Origin of the sequence: Segetibacter sp. 3557_3 (assembly GCF_004354985.1) — a bacterium.
Classification (GTDB): domain Bacteria; phylum Bacteroidota; class Bacteroidia; order Chitinophagales; family Chitinophagaceae; genus Segetibacter.
Genome location: NZ_SMSK01000026.1, coordinates 37,127 through 63,662 on the forward strand (window position 1 = coordinate 37,127; position 26,536 = coordinate 63,662).

The window sequence follows — 26,536 nt, forward strand, 5'->3', positions numbered from 1 at the left end:
TTATCCATGCGCTACCAACACCTGTTTTTCGATCTCGATCATACCTTATGGGATTTTGAAACCAATGCAAAAAGTACGTTGAGGGAATTGTTCGATACACACCGGCTTCATGAAACAGTAACCCCGCAATTCGACGAATTTTTTTCAGCTTATTCTTACCATAACAAACGATTATGGGATCGTTACCATCATGGGTTCATCAGGCAGGAAGAATTAAAGTGGAAGCGGATGTGGCACGCACTCCTTGAATTTAAGCTCGGCGACGAAAAGCTTGCTAAACAACTCAGTGCCGACTTCCTCGAAATCTTACCAGGCAAAAAAGAGCTCTTTCCGCATACTATTGAGATACTTGAATACCTTACGGGAAAGGGCTACCAGCTTCACCTGATTACAAATGGCTTCGAAAAAATACAATGGAGCAAATTAAGGACCGCTAATATCGGCCACTATTTTAAAGCAGTTATCACCTCTGAACTAGCAAACAGCCTGAAGCCAAAAAAAGAAATTTTTAATTTTGCAATGCTGCAAACCGGGGCCAGCCTTAAAGAAAGTGTAATGTTGGGTGACAACCTGGATGCAGATATTTCCGGGGCGCTTAATGCCGGCATGGACGCCATATTTGTGAACCACATCAGGGAAGAAACAACCATAAAGCCAACCCATACGATCTACCATTTACGCGAACTGGAGCAAATATTATAAGGCCCGACTACTTAACCAATTCGCCAAGCGTGCCCGCAATAGCCTGTAACAAACCCGTATTTACATGTTTAAGGTCGGCCAGCTTTTCCGGCTCAACCACTGCACGGTAGTTGTTTTCTTCATCCGGCTCAAACATGATATTCGTGTCCTCTACCTCTACGTTGAACTTATACGTATAACCGGCTTTTACCAGCTGCGCCTTTAGCAGGAGCTCGGCATTATTATAAATTACCGGTATCTCAAAAGTGTCCGTCATCTTAAATGGTTGTGCTTTGTAACTGCAGCCGGTGTACCTGTATTTTCTATACCAGTTAATACCAGCAATTGGCTTCACTACACGCTGTTCGCTCCTTCAACTTGTATGGTTTTTATGGAGCCGGCCTTTGTTCCATGATGTTTCTCCGGTTGCGTCGCACTCTTCAACTGAATCACTTTATTGAACAGTCCATTGCCAATGTTGATTGCATCAAGGATAATCTGCCAGGGAACTTAATTGTATGTGGTATAAAGGCGTGCAGAAAGGATTCTGCAATATGATTGAAGATGGGAAATAGCATTGTCGATTACTAAAATCTTGCAAGAACGGTTACCCCACCTTTTACCTTTTGGTTTAGCGACACTTCCACCTTGGTGCCAGGCGGTAACAATACATCAACCCTGCTACCGAATTTAATAAAACCCATTTCTGCGCCCTGCTCTACCGCCTGGCCTGCAGAAAGATAGTTTACAATTCGTTTGGCAAGTGCGCCGGCAATTTGTTTTACCAATACGCTGCCTTTTTCATTTTCAATTACTACACTATGCCGCTCGTTTTCTGTAGAAGATTTAGGGTGCCATGCCACCAGGTACTTGCCTTTGTGGTATTTGCTGTAAACAACCTCACCGCTAACCGGGTTACGATTTACGTGCACGTTTGCGGGACTCATAAATATACTTACCTGTATACGCCGGTCTTTAAAATATTCCTCATCTGTTATCTCTTCGATAACAACCACCTTTCCATCAGCAGGGCATATAACCTGTTGTTCGCCGCTGATCATATTGCGATAAGGAATTCTAAAAAACGATACGATAAAAAGGAATAAAAGCAAACTGCTCCAGAAGATGATGCCTGCAATAATGGGGTATTGTGCACTTAAAAAGATAAACGAGGCAATGTTGATGATACCAAAAATCAGCGCAGCAATACCGATACTTTTATATCCTTCTTTATGAATGGTCATTCAATGAATTTATGCTGCAAATATAACAGAGAACGTCCATTATTCCGCTCTTGTACAAGGGCATCGTGCTGCCGTGTTTGGGCCCTCGGTGCACGGGCAGGCCCGATTGTCGGAACCCGGGTGAGGGATTGCATTGGAAAGCCCGCAGGCCCGCCCCTGTGTTTTGGGGGGTGGGACGAGGACTTGGAAAGGAAAGCCCGACCCCTGCTATCGCCGGCGTTCGCGATAGCAGGGGGCACCCCCAAAATCTCGTACAGGCTAAGCTGGCAGTGGTTTTAGCTCAACAAAAAACAAATAGCTAAAGCTTTTGAAGCCACGTAATGTACAGCCAAACAAACGGGGTTGCCAATACCAGGCTGTCGAACCGGTCGAGAAAACCACCATGACCGGGCATAATTTGCCCACTATCTTTTACCCCTGCCATACGTTTTAATTTACTTTCAAGCAGGTCGCCAAGGGTACCAATAACGGCTGCAATAGCGGAAATGATTATGATGGATGTGATATCGGCTGTGCTGATAAGTGAATACGAAACAAGGGTTACGGTGGCAATTGCGAGTACCGCCCCGCCAATCGTACCTTCCCAGGTTTTTTTAGGCGAGATGGCAGACAGCGGTGTTTTGCCGATGAACGAACCAACGATATAGGCCATGGTATCGTTTATCCAAATGGCTGAAATAAGCAGTACCGGTATAATCCAACCCAGGTCGAGTGATAGGAGTGAGTCGGTAAACAACATACCATGTGTTCTTAAGCCGATCATCATTGCCCAGCTCAGCGATAGGTAAATGAGTCCGAATGCGGAGTAGCCGATTGAACGGATGTTGAAATTTTTGGTAAACAGGACTTCAGTTAACGGCAATACAACACCGCATACAAGTAGTATAAACCAGCCTATTTCGTGAAGGGTAATATTGGCGACCTGGAAGGCATTGTTGGTCATAAAAAGCATGATTGCCCAACCAGCAATCATAACACCGTACTTATGAAACGGGGTGATGTCGCGGTACTCTTTATCGATTAAACCAACGAGTTTCTGGTACTCGAACCAGCAGCCAAAGTGGATAATGGTAAACAGCAAGAAAAACGTCCAATGGTTCCAAAGCAAACCCGTTAACATGATAGCAACAAAAACAACTGCGGTAAGTGCTCTTGTTTTGAACGTTTTGAAATTGAAGGCCATTTAGGGTTGTTATAATGGAAAATAGCGGCAGGAATATGAAGTTAGCGAAAGCTTACATTCGTTGCTGTTACAATAATCAGGTAATGTTGATACCTCCATAAAACAACAGTTAAGCACAAGGAGATTCATGGTGCCTTTGTAGCGGATGATTGTTTCTCACCGGAGGATACGCTCTATCGAGGCCAGCCAATCAGGTGAGCCCCTGGTCCATCAGTTCCCGGGCTTCGTCTTTTTGATGGGTGGGAACATAAACTTCAATTTCACCGAAAACCAGGTAGCTGCTGTCTTGACGGTTTAGCAGCATTACCCTTATTGCATGTTCTTCAAGCATACCCTTTAATATACTTGCCTCTGCGTTGCTCGTGGTGGTATGTAGTAAAAACCAATTGTTCATATGGTATGAAAATCGCCCTGTTCTTCTTCGGTCATGAGCACCGGCAGCACAGTTTCGCTTTTTTGTTTCATATAGTAGATAATGGCAATTGTAATGGCCAGGCTGGCCAGTACCAGGTAAAATGGAGCCGTGAGTTTGTCATCCGCAAATTGTTTCAGGGTTACACTTTTATGCTGGTAATAAACAGCAAAAACCGCAATTGCATTGTTTAGAAAGTGGATGATAACGGTGTACCAAAGGTTCCTGGTTACAAAGTAAACAGTACCCAACATTACACCAAGCGCAAAGATGGGCAGGAACTTGAAAAAGGTGCCGTGTAACAGCGCAAAGATGAGCGAGGAAAGGAATATAGCCACCCAGGGCTTTTTGCTCATACGCAGCAATACGTTTTGCAATGCACCCCTAAAGAATAACTCTTCCCCTATCGCAGGAAGCAGTGCCATCATAAACAGGTTAACGACCAGGTCGGATGGTTGCTTCATATAAAGAAACGTTTGCATCGACTGGTTGTAGGTAGCCTCGGCCTGTTGAAGTTGCTGGTGTATACTACCAAAGTGAACTTTTGAATTAAGCATACCCAGCCACCCAGCCAGGGGCTGAACGGCTATGAGCAATACAACAGCAAGCAATATCAGTGAACCTGAAAAGCGCGGGTAAAGGCCCACATAACGGAGCGGCTTAGGACTTGAGAAATAGCCAAACAATAAGGCAGGTACAACAAACGAAAGTGTTGCACTAACCAACTGCGCCCACTTTAAACGACTGATCAGGTGCGGGCTGGAGGTAGCATTCTTGTTTACCAGTATCTCACCGATGTCGGGAAAAAACAACATGGTAGCGTACGAGGTGAGCAGTAAAAAACCTAAGGAAAGCGATATAAAAATACCAAACTGGTTGCCAGGAGATTTATACTTAAGGTATGTGTTCATTGCAGTTCAATAAAATGCCGGGTGTTTAGTTTCTCCGGCTCTTTTGTGGAAATCTTTTATTGCTGCTTCTGCCACTGCGTGGCTGGTAAGCCGGTGTTTCGCCAAATTGTTCGGGGACGGGGGTTTTTGTTACAGGCTTTCCCAACAGCTCTTCGATAGCAGCAAATTTGTTCTGCTCCTTTTCGTTAATCAGTGTATAGGCTGTGCCGTCCGTTTCTGCACGTGCGGTTCTACCGATCCGATGGACGTAGTCTTCGCCGTCGTTTGGAACATCATAGTTAATCACCAGGTCGATGTTGTCGATATCGATACCCCTCGAGAGAATGTCGGTTGCCACCAATATTCTAACCCGGTGATTGATAAATGCCGCAAGTACCTGTTCGCGCATCGCCTGTTCAAGGTCGGAATGTATCTCTTCTATTGAGAAACCCGATCTTTTTAGGTCGCGGCTCAGGTCTTTAACATTATTCTTTTTAGAACAAAAAATGAGTACGCTTTTGAAGTCTTTCGAACGCAGCAGGTGTTTTACCAAGGCCGATTTTTGCGCATCAAATACAACGTAGGCCTGCTGAACTATTTTTTCGGGTGGCTTGCTTATGGAGATATTAACTTCTTCAGGATTGTGCAGGATCCTCCTGGCCAGTTCCCTGATCTTACCGGGCATGGTTGCAGAAAACAACAGGTTCTGCCGTTTGGGAGGTAAAAACGATATGATCTTCATGATATCGTCGTTGAAACCCATATCCAACATACGGTCAGCCTCGTCGAGCACGAGGTACTGCAGGTGTTTAAGTTTTACATAACCCATCGCAAGGTGACCAATCATTCTTCCCGGTGTACAGATTACGATATCTGCACCTCTTGATAGCGCGTTTTTCTCCTGCGAAAATGAAGCGCCATCGCCACCACCATATACGGCTATGGAACTAATGGAAGTAAAGTAAGAAAGGCCTTCGAGGTTCTGGGCGATCTGTACGGCCAGTTCCCGTGTGGGAACAATGATCAGGGCATTGATGTGATCGTCGTGACCGTTTGAAGAAGATATTATCTTATGTATAATTGGTAACAGGAAAGCCGCCGTTTTACCGGTCCCGGTTTGAGCCGACGCAATGATGTCTTTGCCGGCGAGTATATATGGAATAACCTGTTCCTGTACAGCCGTTGCTGTTTCGTATCCTGTGGCATCTATTCCTTCGAGCAGTCTTTCGTCGAAACCAAAATCTTTAAAATTCAAAATTCTTTAATAATTAAATGAAAAAAGGCAATTTAACCCGATTAGTGCGCATATTGTACTTTGGCGGGATTATTAACCAAAAATTTAGCTAGCACGAATCACAACACAGGCTCCACCGTGTTTAAAAACAACAGATTAATCAAAACTTTTCCTCGGGGTTATAGGCTCCTGCTACAAATGGGTGGCGCTTTCACCTTGCAAGGCTAACATCCTGGCTTTTAACCGGGTATAATCCAGCATACGTCTGCAACTTAATACCCCCGAACCATGAGTTGTTTGGCCTGATTGTTTTACTAGGTTTAATAAACAAAATGAAACCAGCAATCATCAAGCTAAACCTTTCAGGAACAACAGTGCATGTAAATACGAACCAGATCCTGTACTATTATGCAAAGAAGACACAGGACGGAATGGTTGTAACTGAACTGTTTTTCACTGAAAAATTTGGGATCGAAGTGCTGGAAACACCTGAAGAAATTGACCGGCTGATATCAGGCAATTTGTACAGCTCTGTGCATTCCGTGTAGTGTTGAGTCTATTCTTAACCTTTAAATCTTTGAATTATGAACAATCCGGATAACAAATCATTTCCACTGGAAAATGAGGATCCAACCAGGAGCCATCATGGTGAAGCACCTCCTGACCCAAGTAATACGAGCAATATTGGTCAGCCGATTGAACAAGGGGTAATCAGTAAAAAAGCAGGGATTACTGAACAGAGCAGCGACTGGGAACACCTGCAGGATGCAAATATTCCCGGAGAAGGAGATAACTCAATAGAGGAGAAAGTTGAAAGCTACCTGAAGAATCCATCTCCCGAAGACCTGACAGGCAACAGTGATGCAAGCTAAATAACCATTGTTTTGAAGCGATAAAGATCAGACATCAAAAAAGAGGCTGACCGTGTGGGTCAGCCTCTTTTTCATTGTACTCGTTTTATGCGATGTTCGGATCAGGCTCAACCCGGCGATGACTATTTTGTTTTTCTTTATTCCGGCGGAAAACCTTTTGCAAAGTTTCTATTGCGTCTACGATCGCCACCTCAAATACCTCGTTATTCCTTTTCACAAAATGATCATTGCCTGGCACCTCTAATCTGATCTCGCAGTAATTATTTTGGTTGCCCCCCGAACCCTGGTAGAGGGTTACGTTTGCTCTTACGATTTTTTCTGCCTGGGTGTTGAGCTTATTAAGTCTCTCCTGTATAAACAATTCGAGGTTGTCGCTATGCTTGAAACCCAATGATTGAATGATGATATCCATGTGTTTAAATTATAGTACAAAAATATTGTTGACATAACGGGCGCACCACAATCGTACCAGTCCGGGACATGAACACGCATTCAATTTATTCATCATCAGTGGAATGGAAAGGTTTTTGCCGTTGTTCACCTATGCGCATTTTACCATTGATAATCATTTTTGCCGGCGTGAGCTGCAAGCAACCTACAAAAGAAAAAGTGCAGCCTGAGCAAAATGTGGCTAGCGAAGTTGTGCCCGAAACGATGCCCAGGGATACGCCCAAAGTAGTTGCAGTAAAACCTTTTAACCCGCCAAAAATCGAAACCGGGGCTACTACGCCGGCAGAGTTGCTGGCATATGCCCGAACGCTCACGGGTACCACCTATAAGTATGGCTCTACTGACCCACAGCAAGGTTTTGACTGCTCAGGTTTTATTACACACGTGTTTAACCACTTCGACATTGCTGTACCCCGATCTTCCGTTGATTTTACCGATGTGGAAAGGGAAGTTGAATTATCTGCCGCAAGGCCGGGTGACCTGATCCTGTTTACCGGAACCGACAGCACTACCAGGATTGTTGGCCATATGGGTATTATATCGGATGTTGAAAGCGGTGAAATGTCGTTTATCCACTCCAGCTCAGGGAAAGCAAACGGGGTAACGATAACCCCATTGAACGAATATTATATGGGGCGGTTTATGAAGATCATCCGCATCTTTCCACAGAATGATGGTGTTTAACGCGGATTCCAGTTCAGCTACAGAGTAAGTTATACAACGGGGTTCAACAAGGAGCGATGATCCTGGCCAGGTGAGCCCGCCTGATAGCATACTAAACAATCGTTAGCTCCCGGTAGTCCCTGTTTTCATGTGAAGATATAACCCACTAATAATCAAAACGGTGTGCAGAATTTGGCGCAGTTCTTGAACGTCTTACAAGGTCCCTCGCGGGACTAATGAAACGTATTACTAACGCTTAAAACAGACACATGAAACATCTAACCGGAGGGCTTACCATCAAAACTTTTGCTGCCCTTTTTTTGCTCAGCCTGCTGCAAACAATGGCCGTGGCGCAGGAGGGCGGCAGTTCAAGTTCTTCCAGCAGTACCAGAACCGTAACCACCACCACTACGGAAACCGTATGGTATACGCAACCATGGGTATGGGTAGTAGGAGCAGTGGTGTTACTTTTATTGCTGATCCTTTTATTACGTGGTAATTCTGGAGGCGCAGCCCGCACCGACCAGGTTACTGTTACTAAAACTACCAGTACAGACGTTTAGAAAGTCTGAAGTTGATCTTAGAATAGCCGTGCTTGTCGCGGCTATTTTGTTTATATCATGCCTCTGTTGGTTTTAAAGATGGTGGTTTCATCTTTGCATCTTATCGAAATAACTTTTGACATGGAATACAAACTTCTCGGGAAATCAGATTTGAAGGTTAGTCGTATAGGCTTCGGTTGCATGTCGCTTAAGACAGATCAAAAAGATACTGCCGCTATAATCCATGCTGCCATTGAACAAGGCATTAATTATTTCGACACAGCAGATCTCTACGATAAAGGCCTGAACGAAACTGCCCTTGGCGCCGCGCTGAAAGGAAAGCGAGACAAAGTAATTGTTGCAACCAAGGTGGGCAACCAGTGGAGGGCGGATGGTAGTGGCTGGGATTGGAACCCTCGTAGAGACCATATTTTGGAAGCCGTTGAGCAAAGCCTACGGCGATTGCAGACCGACTGCATAGATTTTTATCAACTCCATGGTGGAACCATTGAAGACCCCATCGACGAAACAATTGAGGCATTTACCGCATTACAGCAGCAAGGCAAAATCCGGTTTTATGGCATTTCTTCCATTCGTCCGAATGTCATACGTGCTTATGTTGAGCGATCCAATATCGCAGGAGTGATGATGCAGTATAGCCTGCTCGACCGGCGGCCGGAAGAAAGCATACTCGACTTACTTCAACAAAACGGGATCGGTGTATTGGCCAGGGGAACGGTTGCGAGTGGCTTGCTGGTAAACAAACCCCCTAAAAATTACCTTGATCGTTCGACTGAACAAGTGGCACAAGGTGCACAAGCGATCCGGCAGGTAGCAGCTGGCAAAGACCCGGCGCAGGTAGCAATACAATTCGCCTTAGCACGTGAGGCAATAACAGCAGCAGTTGTTGGTATACGAACTATGGAGCAACTGAAAGTGGCAGTTGAAGCAGGCAGCCAGTCGGTCCCGCTACCCGCCATCGAGCAATTGAGGTCGAATGTGCCGGTGAATACTTATGCTGAACATCGCTGACCAAACGTTGGACCGGTTAACTTCCATCTTGCTGTTTAGTTGGTTTTATTCAACGCTCTTTTAACAGTCTTAACTATAAACGAGTAATCGCAGGCAGGTTGCAGGGTCGTCTGTTTTGCTCCCTCTTTTTGTAGTGTTACCCAACACGCACAGGTGGTAAGCGCTTCATTCCGGTTTAGTGAAAACTGGTGGCATATGCTTTTTTATTGATGGATCACAACCATTTGCCAGGGGCAGGGGTTGTTTAATTATATACTTTTATCGCAAAGAAAAATTTACCATGGCAGCAACAAAGATTACCGTAAACAGTAACGGATCACTAAAGATTGAAGGGGATTTCGAGATCGTAGACAGGAATGGCGGTGTATATGACCTTGGTGGCCGTGATATTGTCTCTATTTGCCGTTGTGGCCTCTCGATAAACAAACCATTTTGCGACGGTTCGCATAAGGGTCATTTCGAACACGATGCAGTTGCATTTAGTCTGCCGCCGAAGAAGCCGCTCCTCTAAGGCCATACTATTATGATACATCAATATTTGCAATTACCATAACATGCAAGCACAACAAGGCGACGTATTTGATGCCTGTCGTAAAGGCGACCTCGGGATGGTGCAAGAATTATATGCCGCGGATCCAACCATCATTCAGCAGGAAGATATGAAGGGCTTTACTCCCTTGATTATTGCGGTATACAACAATCAGCCTGAGGTAGTAGACTTTTTATTGGAAAAAGGCGCCCAGCCGGATGAACAGGATCGTTCGGGAAACAGCGCGCTGATGGGTGTTTGTTTTAAGGGCTACACGGCGATTGCACAAAAACTGGTTGCTGCAGGTGCCGACGTAAACCAACGCAACTCGCAGGGGGCTCCCGCACTAACTTTCGCTGCAACATTTGGTCACCTAGAAATTGCCAGGCTTTTGCTGGAGCATGGCGCTGACACAAGCCTTCGCGACTCGCGGGGAAAAAGTCCCCTCGACCACGCTATGATACAGGAGAATACGCCTATGGTGGAGTTGATACAGCAGTATGTATAGATATGGAACACGGATGAGATGGATGAGAACAGATAAGTTTTCCAGGGTGGATTGCAGGTGATCATGCCTGGTATGCTTCTTATAGAACACGAATGAGAGGAATGGTCGGATTTCTATGATGAGCAGATGCAGGTATGGTCACCTGCATCATCTTACAAGAACAACCCAGGATGGGGGAATCAATAGCTCAGCACTTTTTTGATGACCTCATCGAGGCGGCTTTTTGCGAGGAAATTATCTTCGAGAATGGGATTAAAGGGTACTGGTGTATCCAGGGAGGCACATCGGAAAACCGGTGCATCCAGCAACTCAAAACAGTTTTCCGCAATCCAGGCGCTTATTTCACCACCAAGTCCACCCGTTAACGTGTCTTCATGTAAGATCACCACCCTGCCGGTAGCTGCAACCGCTTCCCTGATTGCCGGGTAATCCAGCGGCAGCAGGCTTCTCAGATCGAGCAGGTATATGCTGTGTTCAGGATGAAGCGACGCATATTCCTGTGCCCATAATACCCCGGCACCATAAGTTATAATTGTTAGTTCCTCTCCGTTTAAAGCCACCCTGGCTTTACCAATTGGGGTTTCGTAACATGCGGGATTTACCGGTCCCGATATACTTCGGTACAGCCACTTATGTTCAAAAAACATTACCGGGTTTGGATCGTTTATGGCAGCAATCATCAATCCTTTGGCATCTTCAGGGGTAGATGGATAAACAACCTTTAACCCGGGAGTATGCACAAACCAGGCTTCATTGCTCTGACTGTGAAAAGGTCCGGCACCTACACCTGCTCCTGTTGGCATTCGGATAACCACATCGGCCTGCTGGCCCCAGCGGTAGTGGATTTTTGCCAGGTTGTTGACGATCTGGTTGAAACCAACGGAAACAAAATCGGCAAACTGCATCTCTACCACACTTTTTATTCCTTCAAGGCTTAAGCCTAACGCAGTACCTACAATTGCGCTTTCGCAAAGTGGTGTGTTTCTAACCCGGGCTTTGCCAAACTTTTTGACAAACCCCTCTGTGATCTTAAATGCCCCACCATATTCTGCAATGTCCTGCCCCATCAAAACCAAACCGGGGTGTTGCTCCATGCTCTGGAACAAACCTTCACTAATGGCATCAACAAAACGGATTTCTGCTGCGGCCTCCCTTGTGGAAACAATCTCCCTCTCCTGTTTTCCCGCGCCCTTAGCGTTCTGCGGTACTGCATAAACATCATTTAGCTCGGTGCCCGTGTCAGGCACAGGTGGATTGCCCTGGATAGCATGCGTCCATTCATTGTCAATAAAAGTCTTCAGGTCCTTTCGGATTGATTCAATGCCGATCTCGTTGGTTACCCGCTGTTGTAAAAGAAAAAGCTCATAGTTATTTACCGGGTCAAATGCTGCCCATTTTTCCAGCACCTCCGGCGGTACGTATTTAATGCCGCTTGCTTCTTCATGCCCGCGCATTCTAAAGGTCATGCACTCAACCAGGTAAGGCTTCTGGTTCTTCAAGCAATATTCACGAACACCCTTTATGGTATCGTAAACTGCCAGGATGTTGTTACCGTCGATTTGCACACCCTCCATACCATAACCCTTCGCCTTTTGTACAAGACTTTCGCAGCGATACTGTTCGCTTACAGGTGTGCTCAGGCCATAACCATTATTCTCGATGATAAATATTACGGGTAGGTCCCAAACTGCGGCCACATTTAAGGCCTCGTGAAAATCACCTTCGCTTGTGCCGCCTTCACCTGAAAAGGCCACTGCTATTCTCGACTGGTTTCGCAATTTCCCGGCAAGTGCAACACCATCGGCAATTGCAAGTTGCGGACCCAGGTGTGAAATCATTCCACAGATATGGTGCTCCCTTGTACCAAAATGAAAGCTGCGTTCCCGCCCTTTACTAAAACCATCCTTTAACCCCTGCCATTGCATAAACAGCTTTTGCAGGGGCACATTTCGCGTGGTAAAAACACCCAAATTCCTGTGCAATGGCATAATCCATTCATCACGCTGCAGTGCAAGTGTTGCCCCAACAGAAATAGCTTCCTGCCCGATCCCGCTAAACCATTTACTCACCTTTCCTTGCCGAAGGAGTACAAGCATCTTTTCTTCGACCATACGGGGCAGCAATAGCGCCCGGTAAAACCTCAGCAAAACCTCGTTCGACAGTGACTTCCGATCAAAATGCATATCAATGATGCGTTAAGTTTTTTCTTTTGTGCCCAGTATGCTTTCCAGGAGGGCAGACACCAAAGCCAGCAGCAAGCTGAAAAGTAATGCCCATCCCCAGCCATCAACGGTGAACCCGGAAACAAGGGTTGCAGTCCACATGATGATCACAATATTGATTACCAGGAGGAACAACCCAAGCGTTAATATCGTGATCGGAATAGTTAGAACGATCAGGAGCGGCTTAATGAATGTGTTTAAGATTGCAAGTACCAAAGCCACTAAAACTGCTGCCGTTGCATTTGCAACATGAACCCCACTTAAAAGGTAAGCCGATATAAGTACTGCAAGGGTATTAATTAATAAGCGCGTTAAAACTTTAGACATATTGGAGCATTAGCAGCATAAAAGTAGATAACCCGCTGCATAAAACGCCTTTACCCTGGCAGAAGGGTCACATTAAAAACGATGGCAGAATTGACGTGGATGGATGAGTCAACAACGAAAAAACAACAGGTTCAATAAATGAAAAACCGCCCCGGGGAGGGCGGCTTTCCTGGTAGATTCTTTGTTAGACGACTACCAATTCATAGAAGTCATCGGGAACAAGGTATTTTTCAGCCAGTGATTTTAATTCTTCAGCTGTTATAGTTTTGATGGTCTCGATGGATTTATAAAAGTAATCTTCGGTAATCCCGTTAAGGATATAATTTTTCCATCGCGCAATCATCTGAAAAGGGCCGTCAAGATCGGCAAGAATGGTACCCATCATATAATTCCGAACCAACATCAGCTCCTCTTCGTCAACCAGCTCTTCGCGCAGGTCCTCCATTTCATTGTAAATCTCCTTGATGGTTGGTTCGCATACCTCGCGGCCCGCTTCTGTGCTTACCATCCATGCACTTTGCTGTATGTGGTTCTGGAAATAGCTGTGAATGCCATAGGTATAACCTTTGTCTTCACGGATATTACCCATCAGGCGTGACCCAAAGAATCCCCCGAATATATTATTCAATACCTGGCATTTTACAAAGTCGGGGTGATGCCGGTTTGGAAAGTCACGGGCCACCCTTATTGCACCCTGTACCCCATGCTCATCGTTGATGACCCGGTGTTTTTTCTTTTTCGCAGGTACAATCTTGTGCGCAATTGAAGGTATCGGGCCCGACTTTAATGGTAACCTTCCGAATACCGAATTCAACTGTTCCTGCATATCTGCAGGCAACTTGCCCGCAACAAAAATCAGGCACTGGCCATTGACATAAAACGTTTTGAAAAACTCAAGAATTTCGTCGCGATGGAGTGCGTCGAAATCAGCTGCTGACGTGTATTTGCCATATGGATGATTACGGCCGTACAGGTACTCGTCGATAAACCGGTTTGCAACAAAGTCACACTTCTTCAGGTTTACTTCCAGGCGTTGCTTTTGGTTCTGTTTGTATATCGCAAGCTCTTCTTCCCTGAAAACAGATTCCGATATCACCTCAGCAACAACCGGTAAGATTTCGCGAAGGTGCTTGTTGAGGCAATGGAGACTTACCGTAGCGGTTTCATTTACACAGGTCCGGTTTAAGTAAGCGCCATAGTATTCGAATTGTTCATTGATCTCAAAGGCTGTTTTCGAGGTTGTGCCGTTCTTCAACATAAAGTTTGTTGTTGCGGCTACGATATTCTTGCGTTCAAAAGAATTTCCTGCAAAAAAAACCAGTTCAACCATCGTCACTTCCTGCGCACCTGCATTAACACTATAAACCGGCACCCCATTATCGAGGGTGAAACGATCACAGGGTTTAAGTTGGAGGTTAAGGTCGACAGGATCTTTTATTACCGGGGAAACACTGCGGTCGGGCATAATAAGCATATATAACTTTCAAATGAGCGCGTTTGTGTTTTATCAAACGCGGAATCCATTGGCATAAACAAAAGACTACAAACGAAACAACACCTGCGCCGCTTAACTACGGCTGTAGTATTGCAGGGTGTTGCTGTTGTTCTCCGTAAAGATTGTTGAACATCCTGCTTTGATGTCGTCAACGGTCAGCTCATGGTACTTCGACAACTCGGTGTTCATGAGGTTTGCATCGCCCAACAACTCGTAAAAAGCAAGACTGTTTGCCCGATTCATGATGGTCATGTCTTCAAAAGCGATTAGGCTTTCCGTTTTGTTTTTAACCTTTTCGAGCTCCTTTTCTGCAACCGGGCTTTCTTTAATTTTTTCTATCTCTTCCTGAACGGCCAATTCGGCGTCTTCCATCCGGGTTCCTTTAACGAGTTTGCCCTCTATGGTGAGCAGACCTGTTTCGACGCTGCCCATATGGTAACATTCGATATTACTAAACAGTTGCTTTTCTTTTACCAACGCCTGGTACAAACGGGAAGATCCGCCACCACTTAATATATCGCTGATCAGGTCGGCTACATAATAGCCTTTTTCGAGGCGGGATGCAATGTGCCAGGTTTTGTAAAAGGCATCCAGGGGAACATCAGCTTCTACACGCATCCTGCGGGGTTCCTGTTGAGGAGGTTCCAAGGGAAGCTTACGCTCATATTTTGTACCCATTGGAATATCGCCAAACCATTTTTCAGCAAGCCTTTTTACCTGTTCCAATGTGATTGCACCGGCAACCACCAGTATGGCATTAACCGGTCTGTAATGTTTGAAAAAGAAAGCCTTTACATCGTCGAGATTGGCATTCTCCACATGGCTCAACTCTTTACCAATCGTCATCCAGCGGTAAGGGTGTTGCTTGTATGCAAGTTCCCGCAGTTTGTGCCACACGTCACCATAAGGTTTATTGATGTAGTGTTCTTTAAACTCTTCACAAACGACTTTCCGTTGTACGTCGAGGCTTTTTTCGTCAAAAGCCAAACTCAACATTCTGTCGCTCTCGAGCCAGAAAGCGGTTTCAAGATTTTCAGCCGGAAGCGAGATATAATAATTGGTTAAGTCGTTTGTCGTATAAGCATTGTTGTCGCCCCCTGCTCTTTGTAACGGGTCGTCGTATTCTGGTATGTTGATGCTGCCACCAAACATCAGGTGTTCAAACAAGTGAGCAAATCCTGTCTTTTGCGGGTCCTCATCACGGGCGCCTACATCGTACATCACGTTGACCACCGCCATTGGCGTACTGTGATCTTCATGTACCAATACCCTAAGACCGTTATCTAAAGTAAACCTGTCGTAATGGATCATATTTTTAAAAATAGCGGTGCAAAATAGCCCATTTCACTATTATGAAACCCTATTTTTTAAACGCACACTGCGCATCGATGGTCAGCCGACACATGCATTGCCGGGTATGCTAACCTTTACCCAAACGGATGATATGCCCTTTACATATTATAAGTGTGATTTCCGCGTTATTAACCCGGCAAATTTTACTTCATATATCATACATCGATGAAACCCTTACTTACCTTAACCCTGATGTTCTGCTTCTTTGTGCCTGTTGGTTTGTTGGCGCAGACGAAATACCTGGGTACTTCAAAGGCCCCACAATGGATTACGTTGAACCCGGTCGACTACAACTCTACAACGCTCGAAAGCGAAGCCGAAGACGGTTGCATCGATATAGCGCTCGAACAACAGCGAAACCTCGCCAAGCAGACCGTTTACGTCAAAAGAAGTATGCGCATTCTTTCGGAAACAGGGGTTGAGAACAATTCAGACATCAGCATATCCTTTGACCCTGCTTATGAAAAGATCATCCTGCACACCGTGCGCATTATGCGCAACAATCAAACGATTGACAAGCTGCAAATTTCAAAATTCAAGACTGTACAGCAAGAGGAAGAGCTTGCACGCCACCTGTACAACGGTTCGTTAACTGCTTTTCTTGCACTGGAGGATGTGCGTAAAGGTGACGTAATAGAGTACAGCTATAGTCGAAAGGGTACCAACCCGATCTTCGCGGGAAAGTTTGCTGATGTATTGAGTACGCGCTTCCGTGTGCCTGTTCTTAATCTCTATTACAAAGTAATTGTACCTGCCGGGCGAAAACTGAACATCAGCAACCGGCTTGAAACAGTAAAGCCCATAGTCAGTTCCGAACCGCAGGCAACCGTTTACGAGTGGAAGCTGAACAATGTTGGCGGTATGCAGGCGGAAGAAAATACACCATCGTGGTATGACCCATACCCGGTTGTATTGTTAAGCGAATACAGTTCGTGGAATGAAGTCAGCCGATGGGCGAATACGTTGTTTCCGGCGACACCCGCGCTTGGAAAACCCCTTGAACAAAAAGTTGCACAGATCGTTGCTGAAAATGTAACAACGGAATCAAGGGTACTGGCGGCGCTGCAATTTGTGCAGGACGATATTCGTTACATGGGGGTTGAAGTAGGTGTAAACTCGCACAAGCCACACGATCCAAACAAGATTTTTACGCAGCGCTTTGGCGACTGCAAGGATAAAAGCTACCTGCTGGTGACAATGCTAAACAGGATGAATGTTGCGGCACGACCTGTTCTGATCAACACAACAGCAAAGCATAGCCTGAAGGATTGGCTGCCAGCGGCAACAGCATTTGATCATGTAACGGTAAGGGCAGAAGTGAATGGAAAAGCTTACTGGCTTGATCCGACGATAAGCTTTCAGCGAGGTCCGCTGTCGGCCATCAGCTATCCGGACTACCAGTGTGGGCTCGTGGTGTCCGATACCACCACGGCACTTTCAACAATCCCCTTGCTGGCAACAGGTTCGATTGCTACACGTGAAATCTTTGATGTTCCGGATATGTCGGGAACGGTGAAATTAACTGTAATCACAACCAACACCGGAACGTTCGCCGACGACAACCGTTACAATTTCAACAGCACCAGTAACTCCACCATCAAAGGCAACTACAAAAAATTTTACGCTGGCTTCTTTGAGAAAATAGCAGCGGACAGTCTGTCGTATAAGGATGATGAAAAGACCGGGGCATTTATCACGTATGAATATTATACGATCAAAAATGCATGGACGAACAACAAAGGTTCCAAGGAGTGGATGTTTTCACCTTATATCATTTCCAGTATCCTGAAGAAGCCCACTGAAAAGCAACGGAGCATGCCGTATAAACTACAGTATCCCGCCAGGTACACCGAAGATGTGGAGATAAACCTGCCCGAAGCCTGGAACTTTACCGACTTTAACCGGGACATTGCCTGCGCAGGTTTTACCATGCATGCGGAATCGTCGCACAGCAGGAAACAGGTGGTACTCAATTATGATTATACAGCAGTTAAAGACCATGTCACACCCGAGGAGCTCAAGCTTTACTTTGAACAATATGCTGTTGCAACAGAACATACGTCCTTCAACATCAGCTATGATGATACCGGTGCAACAGGGCCAGGTGTTGACCTGGCGCAGTTTACCACGGGATCTACCAACGCGGTTTTTGTACAGCTGTACCTCCTTTTAGGTGCCTGCGTGCTGGTGACCATCCTGTTGAAACGGCGTAATAAACAAAATGCCCGCTCCTGACCAGGCTAGCTGCCCTGGAGCAATTGTAACGTTTTTTCATCCTTACTGCCGCCGTAAAACTTTTCGAGTACCGCCTGGAAAACGTCGCTGGTATCTAGTGCCGCAAACAAGGTCATAGAAGATTTTAGTTTTACATCATCCGGACTACCCAATATTGCGTGTGCATCGGCCGAGTCGAGGGTGAGCAAAACGTTTGAGATCTCAAGGAGCCGTTTGCCTAGTACGGGATGTTCAAGATAGGCAACTGCTTCTGCCTTGTTTTTTATACCATAAAACCGGGCAGTTTCGCTCATCCCCAATCCTTCCAGTTGCGGGAAGATGTACCACATCCAATGGCTGCGTTTTTTACCATTTGTTATTTCGCCCAGGGCGGTTTGATAAGCTGTTTCCTGGGCCTTGATAAATCTGTTTAAGTCGTTGGTCATGGAGTTGGGTATTGGGGGATTAGCGGATTGCGGATTGGCGGATTACGGATGGTGATTGGGGTATTGAGGTATTAGGTATTTGGTATTAAGGTATTTGGGTATTGGCGGATTACGGATTACGGATTGGTGGATTAGGGAATAAGATATTAGGGTGACGGATTAAGGATTGGGTGCCGGGCGGATTTTTTTCGAAGAACGGTTTTTTTTACAATAACCCATTGGGGAACTGCTTTGGCTTTTTGTCGGCTGCGGAGGGTACAACAGTACAAGCGAGCGTGGCAACGGCTGCCCAATAGTCTTTCACCGCCGGTAACAAAAAAATCCCCTGATTAGCTACCGGGACCCAACCAGGGTGACTTAAAATCAACAAGCGCCGGGTGATCCGACGCTTGTTGAGCAGGTGTTAGCGCCATGTTATTTTGTGACAACCAGCTTTTGTACATACTGTTCTCCACCATACCGCATTTTCACCAGGTAGGTTCCGGCAGCAAGATTTGTGGTGCCAATCTTAAAGTTGTTGCTGTTTCCATCAACGGACCTTTGTTGCAGCACCTTGCCCGAAAGATCGGTGATGCTAACCTCTATTTTGCCGGTAACGGCTTTGCTTACCTGGATTTGAAAATAAGTGGTTGCCGGGTTAGGGTAAATGCCGAACCTCGTGTTTAACGGCACATGGATGTTGAACACCGGGCTATACGTTGCTGACCCATCTTTATCCACCATCTTCAGGCGATAGTATACGCGCCTTCCCCGTAATGGTTCTGCATCATCATTAAACGCGTAAATGCTTTTACCTGAAGCGTTCACCTCGCCTACTTTGCTGTAGGTATTACCATTTAAACTGCGCTCGATTTCGTAGCGGCTGAAGCCCACTTCGCTCAACACGGTCCATTCAAGTTTTACCATACCGCCAGCAAGTTTACCACCAAACACAGCCAATTTCACCGGTAGGGCTGTTAAGCCTGGGCAGGTGCTGTTCCAGGTTTGTGTAGCAAATTCGGGCCGGTCAACAAACGGGTTGCGGTTACCCTGGTAATTGTAGGCCGCATTATTCCGGTCGATCTCTTTGGGGCTCACAGGATCCTGCTGGTGCCATTTGAGCATAAGTTGCAGGTAAGGAATGTCTACACTTGGGTAGGTATTGGGTTCGAATGCCTGGGTACCGTTTAGTCCGCCCGGCCAGTTCGGCATGTTTTCCTCGTACCGCGTAACAAAATACAGGAATGCCCTTGCCAGGTCGCCTTTGTACTCGTTAATGGGTTCGAAAACCGGGCCGGTAAAACCTGCAATCGCCGACGATCCCAGCTTACTTCCGTTAAGGCTGGTAAAGGTAGGTGCCGCCACTTCGCCGAAAATATAACTGCCCCTTTGGTTATTTACCAGTTTGTCGGTTGGAAACAGGTGAATGTAGTCGGTTGCTGCACCTGGTACACCCGTGCTTCCGCTGAACCAGTTGAGTGGTACGGAGTGTTCGCGGTTATATTTTTCGCCTTCGGTATTTCCACCTGTTCCATTATCCTGCTGGCCTTCGGGAGTAGGACCGGGCGTAAAATTATATGGATCGGGACCGGTTGGGTTATCGGAATATACATCCCAGATGACGGTAGGCGATGTGCCGGGGCCAACTTCGCGCGGCTTGATGTCCGACACCAGGTATTGTGTCCAGAGCTCGTTATAAGTTCTTGGCGTATGGCCGGTAGAAACAATCGTCTTAAGCGTGGTTTTAAGATCTGCACAAGCTTTGCCCGTTGTACTTACATAATACCCGGCGGGCTCACCAGTGGTGCTGCTGGTGGTCGTGACCGATGTTGAAGCAGGGTTTGTATTGTAAACCGGGCCACCGGTACAGTTAAATCCGTTAAGCGCATAAACAAAGAAATAGTAGGTAGTATTGGTGGTTAGTCCTGTCGAAGAAAACGTGTTGCCCGTACTAAACTTTACAACTGTGCCCGTACCTGCTGTCTGTCCAACGTTATAGGTGGTGCCGTTAACGGGGGTAAAGGCAAACGAAGGCGAAGTTGAACGGATTACCAGGTAGCCATCGGCTCCGCTGGCATTTACAAAAGAACCATTAACCGAGGTTCCTGCGGCTGTAGTTGTAATCGTACCTGGGGCTGATGTGGGGGCAACACAGGGGGGCGGAGTGGTGGTAACTACCGGACCGGCAAGTGGCGAATTAAGGTTATAAAGCGGTCCGCCCGAACAGTTGGTGTTTGCTGAAAAGATATAGAAGTAGTAGGTTGTTCCGGGGTTTAGACCCGAAACCGTAAAGGTATTTGAACTGCCGGTGGATACGATGCTTGCATTGCCCAGCGCATCATCGTCGTTGTAGGTAATGCCATTTTGGGGCAAAGGCGAAAGAACCGGGCTTGTGCTCATAACAACCAGGTACCGATCGGCTGGAGGTGTTGGAACTGTAAAGGTGCCGGTAACGCTGGTATTGGTAATTGAAGAAAATACAAGGTCAGTTGGCTGCGCAGTTGGTGTTGTACACTCCGGAAGGTTGCTGTTGTTAAAGGTCAGTTGCAGATCGTCGACAGCGAGGCCGTCGTCTGCACCGGTTGCATTAGCGTCTACCCAGCGAAAATAGAAAGTAGCACCGGGCTGAATTGAAATCCCGGCAATGGTAAAAGATTTTATCTGCCGGTTGGCAGTTGCATTGCCATCGAGTTGCCCAACACCTGCCGAAGTATTTGGCGATTTAAAATCGAGCGGGTCAACATCGATCCATGTGCCGGTTGACAAACTGGTTGCCGTAGTACTGTATTGAAAATTTAAGGAGTCGCTTCTGCCTGCCATTCCCAAACGCCACTGTTCGCCGGCGTAAGTAACCGAAATAGAAGTGATGGGTGCAATAGAGTTATTGGTAAAGCCCACCCCTATTGTTGAAGTAAGGCTTCCAGAAAGTAAGGTTCCCAGGGCTCTTTCAGTACTGCCTGTTGTGCCATAGCTATAGGTGTTGCCGCTATTTACGAAACCATTATCGGCTACATAGGTGTCGTTTGCATTTGCTCCGGTTTCGAAGATGAACCAACCCGGCGGAAGTGTTGACGAAGTACCGGTAGCCGCCAGCGTATTAAAATCCTGGCCATAGGGTGATGCAAGGTTGGTTAGCGAAACCTGGCTCGTTGCGGGTAGTACAAAAACCACGAGCCCCAGCAAAAAGTACAGTTTTTTCATAAGTTGTAATTTCTCCAAAAGTAGGGTGTTTTACACGCCGGCAGATCGTAGCAATCCGACTTAATAAATTGGTTATTTGCTACGCACAAGCGCGTATAACAGGAAGTAACGGGAATATTAAAGGATGCTCTTAACCACCAGGTTGAGCATGAGAATTTCGGCTTCGCGCATCACCATAACTTTAAGTTTTGCACCCGGCCGCTGCAAAAGGGCCTTATAAGCCTGTATGTTTTTGGAGAAATTACTTTCCACTGCAATTATTATATCGCCGGGCTTAAAGCCGGCAACCGCACCGGGTGAGTGCTCAATAACATCTTCAACAAGCACCTCGTTATCTACCAGGTAAATACCTAAACCCGTATACGAATAATCAAAAGCCTCATTGTAGTGGGTGTTTGGTGTAAGGTGTATTTCTTTGGCTGCGTAATTAACAATAACGTTAAAGCGGCGCAGAATATCGTTCCCGATAAGTCCGCCAAGTTGCGGGTAAGCGGTTACATTATAATCATCGCTGAAGATGTATGCTGGAACTTTGCGAAAGCGGTATGGGCCAAACCGGAGTTCCTTAACCGTGGTGATCTTCATTTGTTTTTTACCGCCAATTCCTTCGGCCTGGGTTACGGTAATCTTTTTTCCCTTTTTCAGTATTGCGCTATCGCGGTTAAAATCTTCCGACATCAAAATGCATAGCCCCGCACCGGAGTCGAAGTAAAAACGGGCCGATACGGGGTGATTGTCGTTTATCCGGGCGCCAAAAACGGGGATGTTATTGATCAGGGGTTTAAGCAGGAAACCACCGCGGGGGTACCGGATGCTTCCATTTTGCCAGATTTCCATGATGAGTTTGTCGTAATCGAGCTTTACGATATACCGGCTAAACAGGCTGTAACCAATGATCCCGTCTATTTTCTCCCCATAAACACTGGTCAGCAGCTCGTAGTCGTTTATGTGAAAGTTCAGGCTGTCGACGGTAAGCCCGGGTAACCTCATTTGCTGGTGCATAACAAAGTTTACTTTTCGTACACCGGCAATGCCCCTGATTGTTCGGTCGCTCGGTGTCTCTTTCAACTTCAGGTATGCAACCGTGGCCGAATCGAGCGAGATGCCGCCGCTACCTGTGTCGAGTACAAAGTGGAGCGTGTCGTCGTGCCCGGTGAGCAGTGCCTGGATTATAACAATACCACCGGTCAGGATCTTAAAAGGAAATTTGGTGATTAGTCGTGTGGGGGGCGCAACAAATTGCTCCTGCGAAAAACACGGCTGTACGATCCCGACCAGCAACAAGAGCAGGGCGAAAACAAAGCGTTTTGTTTTTAGGGGACAAGCAAAGGGTTCGCTATTGGGCCGCGGTTGTGTCACTCACTTCAAGTGTTGGTTCATTTATCGGCATCTTGAAATTAGGTGTTTTAACGGGCTTATGGGCAACCATTTAAAAAATTGAATGTTTAATAGCTGAAATGTGCAACTAGTGTCTTGATTGCTGCAGTAAGTGGTCCCCTGATATTAATAAAGCACATCGTATTTTTGCACCTGAACTTATTACTATGCACCTAGCTGATTTATATCAAAAAGCACTTACCGCTATAGACGAGGGGCCTGCTGGGTACCTGTCTGTAGAAGAAGGTGTTTTCCTGTTTGAGAATGCCCCGATGGCCGATCTCATGTACATCGGAAACGAACTGAGGAAAAAACAGGTTCCACATGGCAAAGTTACCTGGATCATCGACCGCAATATGAACACGACCAATGTTTGTATTGCCAATTGTAAATTCTGCAACTTCTACCGGATACCCGGGCACGAAGAAGCTTATATCACCGACATTGAAACTTACAAACGTAAGATTACTGAAACCTTTCGCTATGGCGGAGAGCAGCTGCTCCTGCAGGGTGGTCACCATCCCGGGCTTGGGCTCCAGTATTATGTTGACCTTTTTAAAACCCTGAAAGAACTTTTTCCGAAACTCAAGCTGCATGCACTCGGCCCACCAGAGGTTGCACATATTACCAAGCTGGAGAAGAGCACGCATCGCGAGGTGCTAATGGCACTGAAAGACGCCGGTATGGATAGTCTTCCCGGGCCGGGGGCGGAGATATTGGTTGACAGGGTACGGAGGCTGATAAGCAAGGGCAAATGCGGTTCACAGGAGTGGCTCGACGTAATGGTCGAGGCACACAAACTCGATATTACTACCAGCGCTACCATGATGTTCGGACACGTGGAAACCGTGCAGGAAAGGTTTGAGCACCTGGTTAAGTTGCGCGAGGTTCAGGCAAAAAAGCCGGGTTACGCAAAAGGTTTTGTGGCCTTCATCCCCTGGACATTCCAGGATGTGGATACCCTGCTCACCCGGATCCGGGGTGTACAAAACCTTACTACCCCCGACGAGTACATCCGCATGATCGCTATGAGCCGGATCATGTTGCCAAATGTAAAAAACATACAGGCAAGCTGGCTTACCGTGGGCAAACAAGTGGCACAACTGTGCCTGCATGCGGGGGCAAACGATTTTGGCAGCATTATGATTGAAGAAAATGTGGTAAGCGCTGCCGGCGCTCCACACCGGTTTACCAGCAAAGGCATACAGGAAGCTATTCGTGAAGCAGGGTTTGAGCCACAGCTGCGCAACCAGCAATACGAATTCAGGATGATGCCAGAACTAATGGAAGAGCAGGTGATAGATTATTAATAACACAACGCATATGTTTACAAAGAGGCCGGTTTTACCGGCCTCTTTGATTTTAGCACCAGGAGAAAGTTGGGACAATTATAGCTTGCAATACCCCGCCGACATGAAAGTGCGAGACAACCTGAAAGACGGCAGCTTACTCATGGAACTTTATAACAGCCGGATGATGCAAACCCTGTCTTAGAAGGTAAACGACCCCAAAGTTGAAGGAAAGGATCACTACTCCTTCCGGTACCTGGGATTGTTACCGCATTAGTTAGAGTTAAATGAGTGTAAAAATGCTGGTGGGTATCAACTTTAATATGGATGCCACCAGGTGGTATGCACCCGGCTTTGGACCTCGTTATATCCCAAACAAAATCGGGTGGAACCGCGATAACAGCCAAAAGGTAAACAAACGGATTCCTGCTTGCCACGTAGCACACCATCAACAGCGGCTAGCGCCTAAGTTGCCTTAGGCACTTCAGCTTTCTGGTGGGCCGGCAACAACACATAAAACGTTGCGCCTTCATTTTCTACGGCTTGCGCGTATATTTCTCCCTGGTGAAAGGTTGCAATTTTTTTACAAATCGCAAGACCAATCCCGGTACCGGGGTACTCACTTCTTCCATTCAGGCGCTGAAAGATGATAAAGATCTTCTCGGCAAATTTCTGGCTGAAACCAATCCCATTGTCACGAAAGCATATCTGGTAATAGGTCAACAGCGGGTTTAGCGAGGAATGCTGGCTGACCTCTTCAGGGGTTAAAACCCGGTGACTGACTTTCAAGACCGGGGTTTCGCCTGATTTTGAAAACTTGAGAAAGTTGCTGAACAGGTTTGTAAAAAGCTGGTTCATCTGCATGGGTATCGCTTCAACTACAGGCAGCTGCCTGCAGTCAATAACCGCTTCTTTTTCCTCAATTAATATTTCAAAGTCGTTTTGTACACTTTTGAAAATTGTATTCAGATCCGTTGCTACAAAGGCCCCCGTTATTTGTTGCAACCTCGAGTAATCGAGCAGATCCGTAATCAGCTGCCGCATCCGGTCGGCAGAAGTAATAATACGTTCAAAATAAGGTTGCACCACAGGGTCGAGTTTACCCGCACTGCGTTCCCTGATCAGGTTGGAGAAAGTGATGATCTTCCGGAGCGGTTCCTGAAGATCATGGCTGGCCATGTAGGCAAATTGTTCGAGGTTTTTATTGGAGAGCTCAAGATTGTTGTTGGCTTCCTCCAGCGATTTCGTTTTTTGTTCGAGGATTTCCTGGTACTGAACACGCTCAAGTTCGAGCTCAGCCCGTTTTGCAACAATTTTCAATAACGAGGAAAGGTAATTAACGTCGCTTAATTCTTTCTTATGCATTACGGCGATAAGCCCTATTGTAACCCCGTCTGCATTGTATAGTGGGTAGCCGATGTATGCTTCCGCTTCCAATGCAGCGAGCATGGGGTTATTGGGAAAAAACTGCCTGGCGTGTCTTGGGTAAACATATAGCTGACCAGCTATCACCTGCCCACATGGACCCTCCATAAAGGGATAATCCATGTTATCCACTTGTTTTCCAAACGCATTAAGGGCAAGTGTTCGAATAATCCTCAGCCCGTCACTATTATTCACCAGCTTCCCAACCAATACGTAATCCACCCGGGTTTTCTCAAAAATGTACTTTACCAATGCATTAAAAAAGTCATCGCCGATGTTGTTGCTTGCAAAGCCTTCCGAAAGTTCAGCGATAAAGCGTTCATTATTTTCACCAACGTTACGCAACTGGTCTTTCAACCGGATTACCTGTGCTTCCAATTCTTTTATACGTTGATTAGCTACGCCTGAGTTTAAAGTCTCCATACTAAAGTCTAAATCGTTATAAGCAAGCCGGCTTAATTCCAAAAAAAAATAGCATAACTCCCGTTTGCAACAAGCACTCAACTCCCTGGAACTAAACGTCTATACACAAAGGTTTGAAAGGCAGCCGCAAGCCAACCTGCTCCGTCTATAAAACAGGTGTAATGTCTGCGATCAGCGCACCACCTGGGATCAACAAACAAATATGCTACCGAATACGTGGTAGGCTGAAGTTAAGCGCCGCTGCTATTGAAACTTAACGAGTTATTGAGCAACTCAAGATTCATTCACGGGTATTGTTTTCCTCACCATTGCCCGCTATACTATAGCTGCCAATGACTTCGCGTATGCATCTACCGTGCTGGGTCAGGAATTCTAAACAAACTGGCAGGGGTTAGCCCTTCAGTTACGGCATTAAACCATAGAAATAAAAGAGGCTGTCTCAAAAGGGCAGCCTCTTTCGTTATATTAATCTAATAAATATGTGTTTTCTGAAGAATCGTTTGGAATCTCATAGTTGTCTTCATTTTTATGAAGAAGCGTAACGA

26 protein-coding genes are annotated in these 26,536 nt (G+C 46.3%); 11 read left to right on the forward strand and 15 right to left on the reverse strand.

The window, feature by feature from the left end; translation table 11 throughout:
* Positions 1 to 6: 6 nt before the first annotated feature.
* The gene (locus tag EXU57_RS23630) at positions 7 to 702 is read left to right on the forward strand and encodes a YjjG family noncanonical pyrimidine nucleotidase (protein WP_133270740.1); all 696 of its coding nucleotides are present in this window, start codon (positions 7 to 9) and stop codon (positions 700 to 702) included.
* A gap of 7 nt (positions 703 to 709) precedes the next feature.
* On the opposite strand, the gene EXU57_RS23635 is transcribed toward EXU57_RS23630, so the two are convergent.
* From EXU57_RS23635 to EXU57_RS23660, 6 genes are all read right to left on the reverse strand, one after another.
* Positions 710 to 958 carry a hypothetical protein gene (locus EXU57_RS23635; RefSeq protein WP_133270741.1) on the reverse strand — a complete coding sequence of 83 codons (249 nt, stop codon included), beginning with the start codon at positions 956 to 958 and terminating at the stop codon, positions 710 to 712.
* A 310-nt stretch (positions 959 to 1,268) separates the two neighbouring features.
* Positions 1,269 to 1,925, reverse strand: a complete 657-nt coding sequence (locus EXU57_RS23640; protein WP_133270742.1) for a phosphatidylserine decarboxylase family protein — start codon at positions 1,923 to 1,925, stop codon at positions 1,269 to 1,271.
* 298 nt (positions 1,926 to 2,223) lie between these two features.
* Positions 2,224 to 3,108, reverse strand: coding sequence for a phosphatidate cytidylyltransferase (locus EXU57_RS23645; protein WP_133270743.1), 885 nt, complete (start codon positions 3,106 to 3,108; stop codon positions 2,224 to 2,226).
* 190 nt (positions 3,109 to 3,298) lie between these two features.
* Positions 3,299 to 3,502 (reverse strand): putative signal transducing protein, encoded by a 204-nt coding sequence (locus EXU57_RS23650; protein ID WP_133270744.1) that lies wholly within the window; start codon positions 3,500 to 3,502, stop codon positions 3,299 to 3,301.
* Positions 3,499 to 4,431 (reverse strand): CPBP family intramembrane glutamic endopeptidase, encoded by a 933-nt coding sequence (locus EXU57_RS23655; protein ID WP_133270745.1) that lies wholly within the window; start codon positions 4,429 to 4,431, stop codon positions 3,499 to 3,501. Before EXU57_RS23655 ends, EXU57_RS23650 begins: the two co-directional genes overlap by 4 nt.
* A 25-nt stretch (positions 4,432 to 4,456) precedes the next feature.
* Positions 4,457 to 5,665, reverse strand: a complete 1,209-nt coding sequence (locus EXU57_RS23660; protein ID WP_133270746.1) for a DEAD/DEAH box helicase — start codon at positions 5,663 to 5,665, stop codon at positions 4,457 to 4,459.
* 311 nt (positions 5,666 to 5,976) lie between these two features.
* Here EXU57_RS23660 and EXU57_RS23665 point away from each other — a divergent pair, with 311 nt between their 5' ends.
* Both EXU57_RS23665 and EXU57_RS23670 read left to right on the forward strand, forming a co-directional pair.
* Positions 5,977 to 6,192, forward strand: coding sequence for a hypothetical protein (locus tag EXU57_RS23665; RefSeq protein WP_133270747.1), 216 nt, complete (start codon positions 5,977 to 5,979; stop codon positions 6,190 to 6,192).
* A 36-nt stretch (positions 6,193 to 6,228) separates the two neighbouring features.
* Positions 6,229 to 6,516, forward strand: coding sequence for a hypothetical protein (locus tag EXU57_RS23670; RefSeq protein WP_133270748.1), 288 nt, complete (start codon positions 6,229 to 6,231; stop codon positions 6,514 to 6,516).
* An 85-nt stretch (positions 6,517 to 6,601) separates the two neighbouring features.
* On the opposite strand, the gene EXU57_RS23675 is transcribed toward EXU57_RS23670, so the two are convergent.
* Entirely contained in the window at positions 6,602 to 6,928 is a 327-nt protein-coding gene (locus tag EXU57_RS23675; RefSeq protein WP_133270749.1) for an HPF/RaiA family ribosome-associated protein, read from the reverse strand.
* 167 nt (positions 6,929 to 7,095) lie between these two features.
* Between EXU57_RS23675 and EXU57_RS23680 the strand changes: the two genes are divergently transcribed.
* The 5 genes from EXU57_RS23680 (at position 7,096) to EXU57_RS23700 (ending at position 10,240) form a co-directional block, all read left to right on the forward strand.
* On the forward strand, positions 7,096 to 7,650 hold the full coding sequence (locus tag EXU57_RS23680) for a C40 family peptidase (protein ID WP_165958273.1): 555 nt from the start codon (positions 7,096 to 7,098) through the stop codon (positions 7,648 to 7,650).
* A 248-nt stretch (positions 7,651 to 7,898) separates the two neighbouring features.
* Positions 7,899 to 8,192, forward strand: a complete 294-nt coding sequence (locus tag EXU57_RS23685; RefSeq protein ID WP_133270751.1) for a hypothetical protein — start codon at positions 7,899 to 7,901, stop codon at positions 8,190 to 8,192.
* A gap of 120 nt (positions 8,193 to 8,312) precedes the next feature.
* On the forward strand, positions 8,313 to 9,203 hold the full coding sequence (locus tag EXU57_RS23690; protein ID WP_133270752.1) for an aldo/keto reductase: 891 nt from the start codon (positions 8,313 to 8,315) through the stop codon (positions 9,201 to 9,203).
* 280 nt (positions 9,204 to 9,483) lie between these two features.
* Complete coding sequence (locus tag EXU57_RS23695) at positions 9,484 to 9,714, forward strand: CDGSH iron-sulfur domain-containing protein (protein ID WP_133270753.1); 231 nt, start codon at positions 9,484 to 9,486, stop codon at positions 9,712 to 9,714.
* Positions 9,715 to 9,757: 43 nt separating this feature from the next.
* Entirely contained in the window at positions 9,758 to 10,240 is a 483-nt protein-coding gene (locus tag EXU57_RS23700; protein ID WP_133270754.1) for an ankyrin repeat domain-containing protein, read from the forward strand.
* A 179-nt stretch (positions 10,241 to 10,419) separates the two neighbouring features.
* On the opposite strand, the gene EXU57_RS23705 is transcribed toward EXU57_RS23700, so the two are convergent.
* The 4 genes from EXU57_RS23705 to EXU57_RS23720 all read right to left on the reverse strand — a co-directional run bounded on the left by EXU57_RS23705 (position 10,420) and on the right by EXU57_RS23720 (position 15,595).
* Positions 10,420 to 12,423 (reverse strand): thiamine pyrophosphate-dependent enzyme, encoded by a 2,004-nt coding sequence (locus EXU57_RS23705; RefSeq protein ID WP_133270755.1) that lies wholly within the window; start codon positions 12,421 to 12,423, stop codon positions 10,420 to 10,422.
* A 12-nt stretch (positions 12,424 to 12,435) separates the two neighbouring features.
* The gene (locus EXU57_RS23710) at positions 12,436 to 12,789 is read right to left on the reverse strand and encodes a phage holin family protein (RefSeq protein ID WP_133270756.1); all 354 of its coding nucleotides are present in this window, start codon (positions 12,787 to 12,789) and stop codon (positions 12,436 to 12,438) included.
* Between the two features lie 184 nt (positions 12,790 to 12,973).
* Positions 12,974 to 14,254: a M16 family metallopeptidase gene (locus EXU57_RS23715; RefSeq protein WP_133270757.1), complete on the reverse strand. Its 1,281-nt coding sequence runs from the start codon at positions 14,252 to 14,254 to the stop codon at positions 12,974 to 12,976.
* Positions 14,255 to 14,356: 102 nt separating this feature from the next.
* The gene (locus EXU57_RS23720; RefSeq protein ID WP_133270758.1) at positions 14,357 to 15,595 is read right to left on the reverse strand and encodes a M16 family metallopeptidase; all 1,239 of its coding nucleotides are present in this window, start codon (positions 15,593 to 15,595) and stop codon (positions 14,357 to 14,359) included.
* Between the two features lie 207 nt (positions 15,596 to 15,802).
* On the opposite strand from EXU57_RS23720, the gene EXU57_RS23725 reads away from it, so the two are divergent.
* Positions 15,803 to 17,872: a DUF3857 domain-containing transglutaminase family protein gene (locus EXU57_RS23725; protein WP_133270759.1), complete on the forward strand. Its 2,070-nt coding sequence runs from the start codon at positions 15,803 to 15,805 to the stop codon at positions 17,870 to 17,872.
* 5 nt (positions 17,873 to 17,877) lie between these two features.
* On the opposite strand, the gene EXU57_RS23730 is transcribed toward EXU57_RS23725, so the two are convergent.
* The 3 genes from EXU57_RS23730 to EXU57_RS23740 form a co-directional block, all read right to left on the reverse strand.
* Positions 17,878 to 18,297, reverse strand: a complete 420-nt coding sequence (locus EXU57_RS23730) for a DUF1810 domain-containing protein (protein ID WP_133270760.1) — start codon at positions 18,295 to 18,297, stop codon at positions 17,878 to 17,880.
* Positions 18,298 to 18,711: 414 nt separating this feature from the next.
* Positions 18,712 to 21,477 carry an endonuclease gene (locus tag EXU57_RS23735; RefSeq protein ID WP_133270761.1) on the reverse strand — a complete coding sequence of 922 codons (2,766 nt, stop codon included), beginning with the start codon at positions 21,475 to 21,477 and terminating at the stop codon, positions 18,712 to 18,714.
* A gap of 117 nt (positions 21,478 to 21,594) precedes the next feature.
* Entirely contained in the window at positions 21,595 to 22,836 is a 1,242-nt protein-coding gene (locus EXU57_RS23740; RefSeq protein ID WP_243745703.1) for an aspartyl protease family protein, read from the reverse strand.
* A 185-nt stretch (positions 22,837 to 23,021) separates the two neighbouring features.
* Here EXU57_RS23740 and mqnC point away from each other — a divergent pair, with 185 nt between their 5' ends.
* Together mqnC and EXU57_RS25260 are read left to right on the forward strand one after the other, a co-directional pair.
* Entirely contained in the window at positions 23,022 to 24,164 is a 1,143-nt protein-coding gene (gene mqnC / locus EXU57_RS23745; protein WP_133270762.1) for a cyclic dehypoxanthinyl futalosine synthase, read from the forward strand.
* 13 nt (positions 24,165 to 24,177) lie between these two features.
* Positions 24,178 to 24,348 (forward strand): hypothetical protein, encoded by a 171-nt coding sequence (locus EXU57_RS25260; protein ID WP_165958275.1) that lies wholly within the window; start codon positions 24,178 to 24,180, stop codon positions 24,346 to 24,348.
* A gap of 260 nt (positions 24,349 to 24,608) precedes the next feature.
* Here EXU57_RS25260 and EXU57_RS23750 read toward each other — a convergent pair whose 3' ends face one another.
* On the reverse strand, positions 24,609 to 25,991 hold the full coding sequence (locus tag EXU57_RS23750) for an ATP-binding protein (RefSeq protein ID WP_133270763.1): 1,383 nt from the start codon (positions 25,989 to 25,991) through the stop codon (positions 24,609 to 24,611).
* Positions 25,992 to 26,536: the final 545 nt, after the last annotated feature.

What these genes read in the sequence shown, in the direction of transcription:
- EXU57_RS23700 (WP_133270754.1), top strand. Translation starts at nt 9,758, where the DNA reads ATGCAAGCACAACAAGGCGACGTATTTGATGCCTGTCGTAAAGGCGAC.
- EXU57_RS23655 (WP_133270745.1), bottom strand. Translation starts at nt 4,431, where the DNA reads ATGAACACATACCTTAAGTATAAATCTCCTGGCAACCAGTTTGGTATT.
- EXU57_RS23730 (WP_133270760.1), bottom strand. Translation starts at nt 18,297, where the DNA reads ATGACCAACGACTTAAACAGATTTATCAAGGCCCAGGAAACAGCTTAT.
- EXU57_RS23650 (WP_133270744.1), bottom strand. Translation starts at nt 3,502, where the DNA reads ATGAACAATTGGTTTTTACTACATACCACCACGAGCAACGCAGAGGCA.
- EXU57_RS23750 (WP_133270763.1), bottom strand. Translation starts at nt 25,991, where the DNA reads ATGGAGACTTTAAACTCAGGCGTAGCTAATCAACGTATAAAAGAATTG.
- EXU57_RS23675 (WP_133270749.1), bottom strand. Translation starts at nt 6,928, where the DNA reads ATGGATATCATCATTCAATCATTGGGTTTCAAGCATAGCGACAACCTC.
- EXU57_RS23640 (WP_133270742.1), bottom strand. Translation starts at nt 1,925, where the DNA reads ATGACCATTCATAAAGAAGGATATAAAAGTATCGGTATTGCTGCGCTG.
- EXU57_RS25260 (WP_165958275.1), top strand. Translation starts at nt 24,178, where the DNA reads ATGTTTACAAAGAGGCCGGTTTTACCGGCCTCTTTGATTTTAGCACCA.
- EXU57_RS23695 (WP_133270753.1), top strand. Translation starts at nt 9,484, where the DNA reads ATGGCAGCAACAAAGATTACCGTAAACAGTAACGGATCACTAAAGATT.
- EXU57_RS23670 (WP_133270748.1), top strand. Translation starts at nt 6,229, where the DNA reads ATGAACAATCCGGATAACAAATCATTTCCACTGGAAAATGAGGATCCA.
- mqnC (WP_133270762.1), top strand. Translation starts at nt 23,022, where the DNA reads ATGCACCTAGCTGATTTATATCAAAAAGCACTTACCGCTATAGACGAG.
- EXU57_RS23685 (WP_133270751.1), top strand. Translation starts at nt 7,899, where the DNA reads ATGAAACATCTAACCGGAGGGCTTACCATCAAAACTTTTGCTGCCCTT.
- EXU57_RS23735 (WP_133270761.1), bottom strand. Translation starts at nt 21,477, where the DNA reads ATGAAAAAACTGTACTTTTTGCTGGGGCTCGTGGTTTTTGTACTACCC.
- EXU57_RS23705 (WP_133270755.1), bottom strand. Translation starts at nt 12,423, where the DNA reads ATGCATTTTGATCGGAAGTCACTGTCGAACGAGGTTTTGCTGAGGTTT.
- EXU57_RS23645 (WP_133270743.1), bottom strand. Translation starts at nt 3,108, where the DNA reads ATGGCCTTCAATTTCAAAACGTTCAAAACAAGAGCACTTACCGCAGTT.
- EXU57_RS23690 (WP_133270752.1), top strand. Translation starts at nt 8,313, where the DNA reads ATGGAATACAAACTTCTCGGGAAATCAGATTTGAAGGTTAGTCGTATA.
- EXU57_RS23630 (WP_133270740.1), top strand. Translation starts at nt 7, where the DNA reads ATGCGCTACCAACACCTGTTTTTCGATCTCGATCATACCTTATGGGAT.
- EXU57_RS23725 (WP_133270759.1), top strand. Translation starts at nt 15,803, where the DNA reads ATGAAACCCTTACTTACCTTAACCCTGATGTTCTGCTTCTTTGTGCCT.
- EXU57_RS23635 (WP_133270741.1), bottom strand. Translation starts at nt 958, where the DNA reads ATGACGGACACTTTTGAGATACCGGTAATTTATAATAATGCCGAGCTC.
- EXU57_RS23665 (WP_133270747.1), top strand. Translation starts at nt 5,977, where the DNA reads ATGAAACCAGCAATCATCAAGCTAAACCTTTCAGGAACAACAGTGCAT.
- EXU57_RS23720 (WP_133270758.1), bottom strand. Translation starts at nt 15,595, where the DNA reads ATGATCCATTACGACAGGTTTACTTTAGATAACGGTCTTAGGGTATTG.
- EXU57_RS23715 (WP_133270757.1), bottom strand. Translation starts at nt 14,254, where the DNA reads ATGCCCGACCGCAGTGTTTCCCCGGTAATAAAAGATCCTGTCGACCTT.
- EXU57_RS23710 (WP_133270756.1), bottom strand. Translation starts at nt 12,789, where the DNA reads ATGTCTAAAGTTTTAACGCGCTTATTAATTAATACCCTTGCAGTACTT.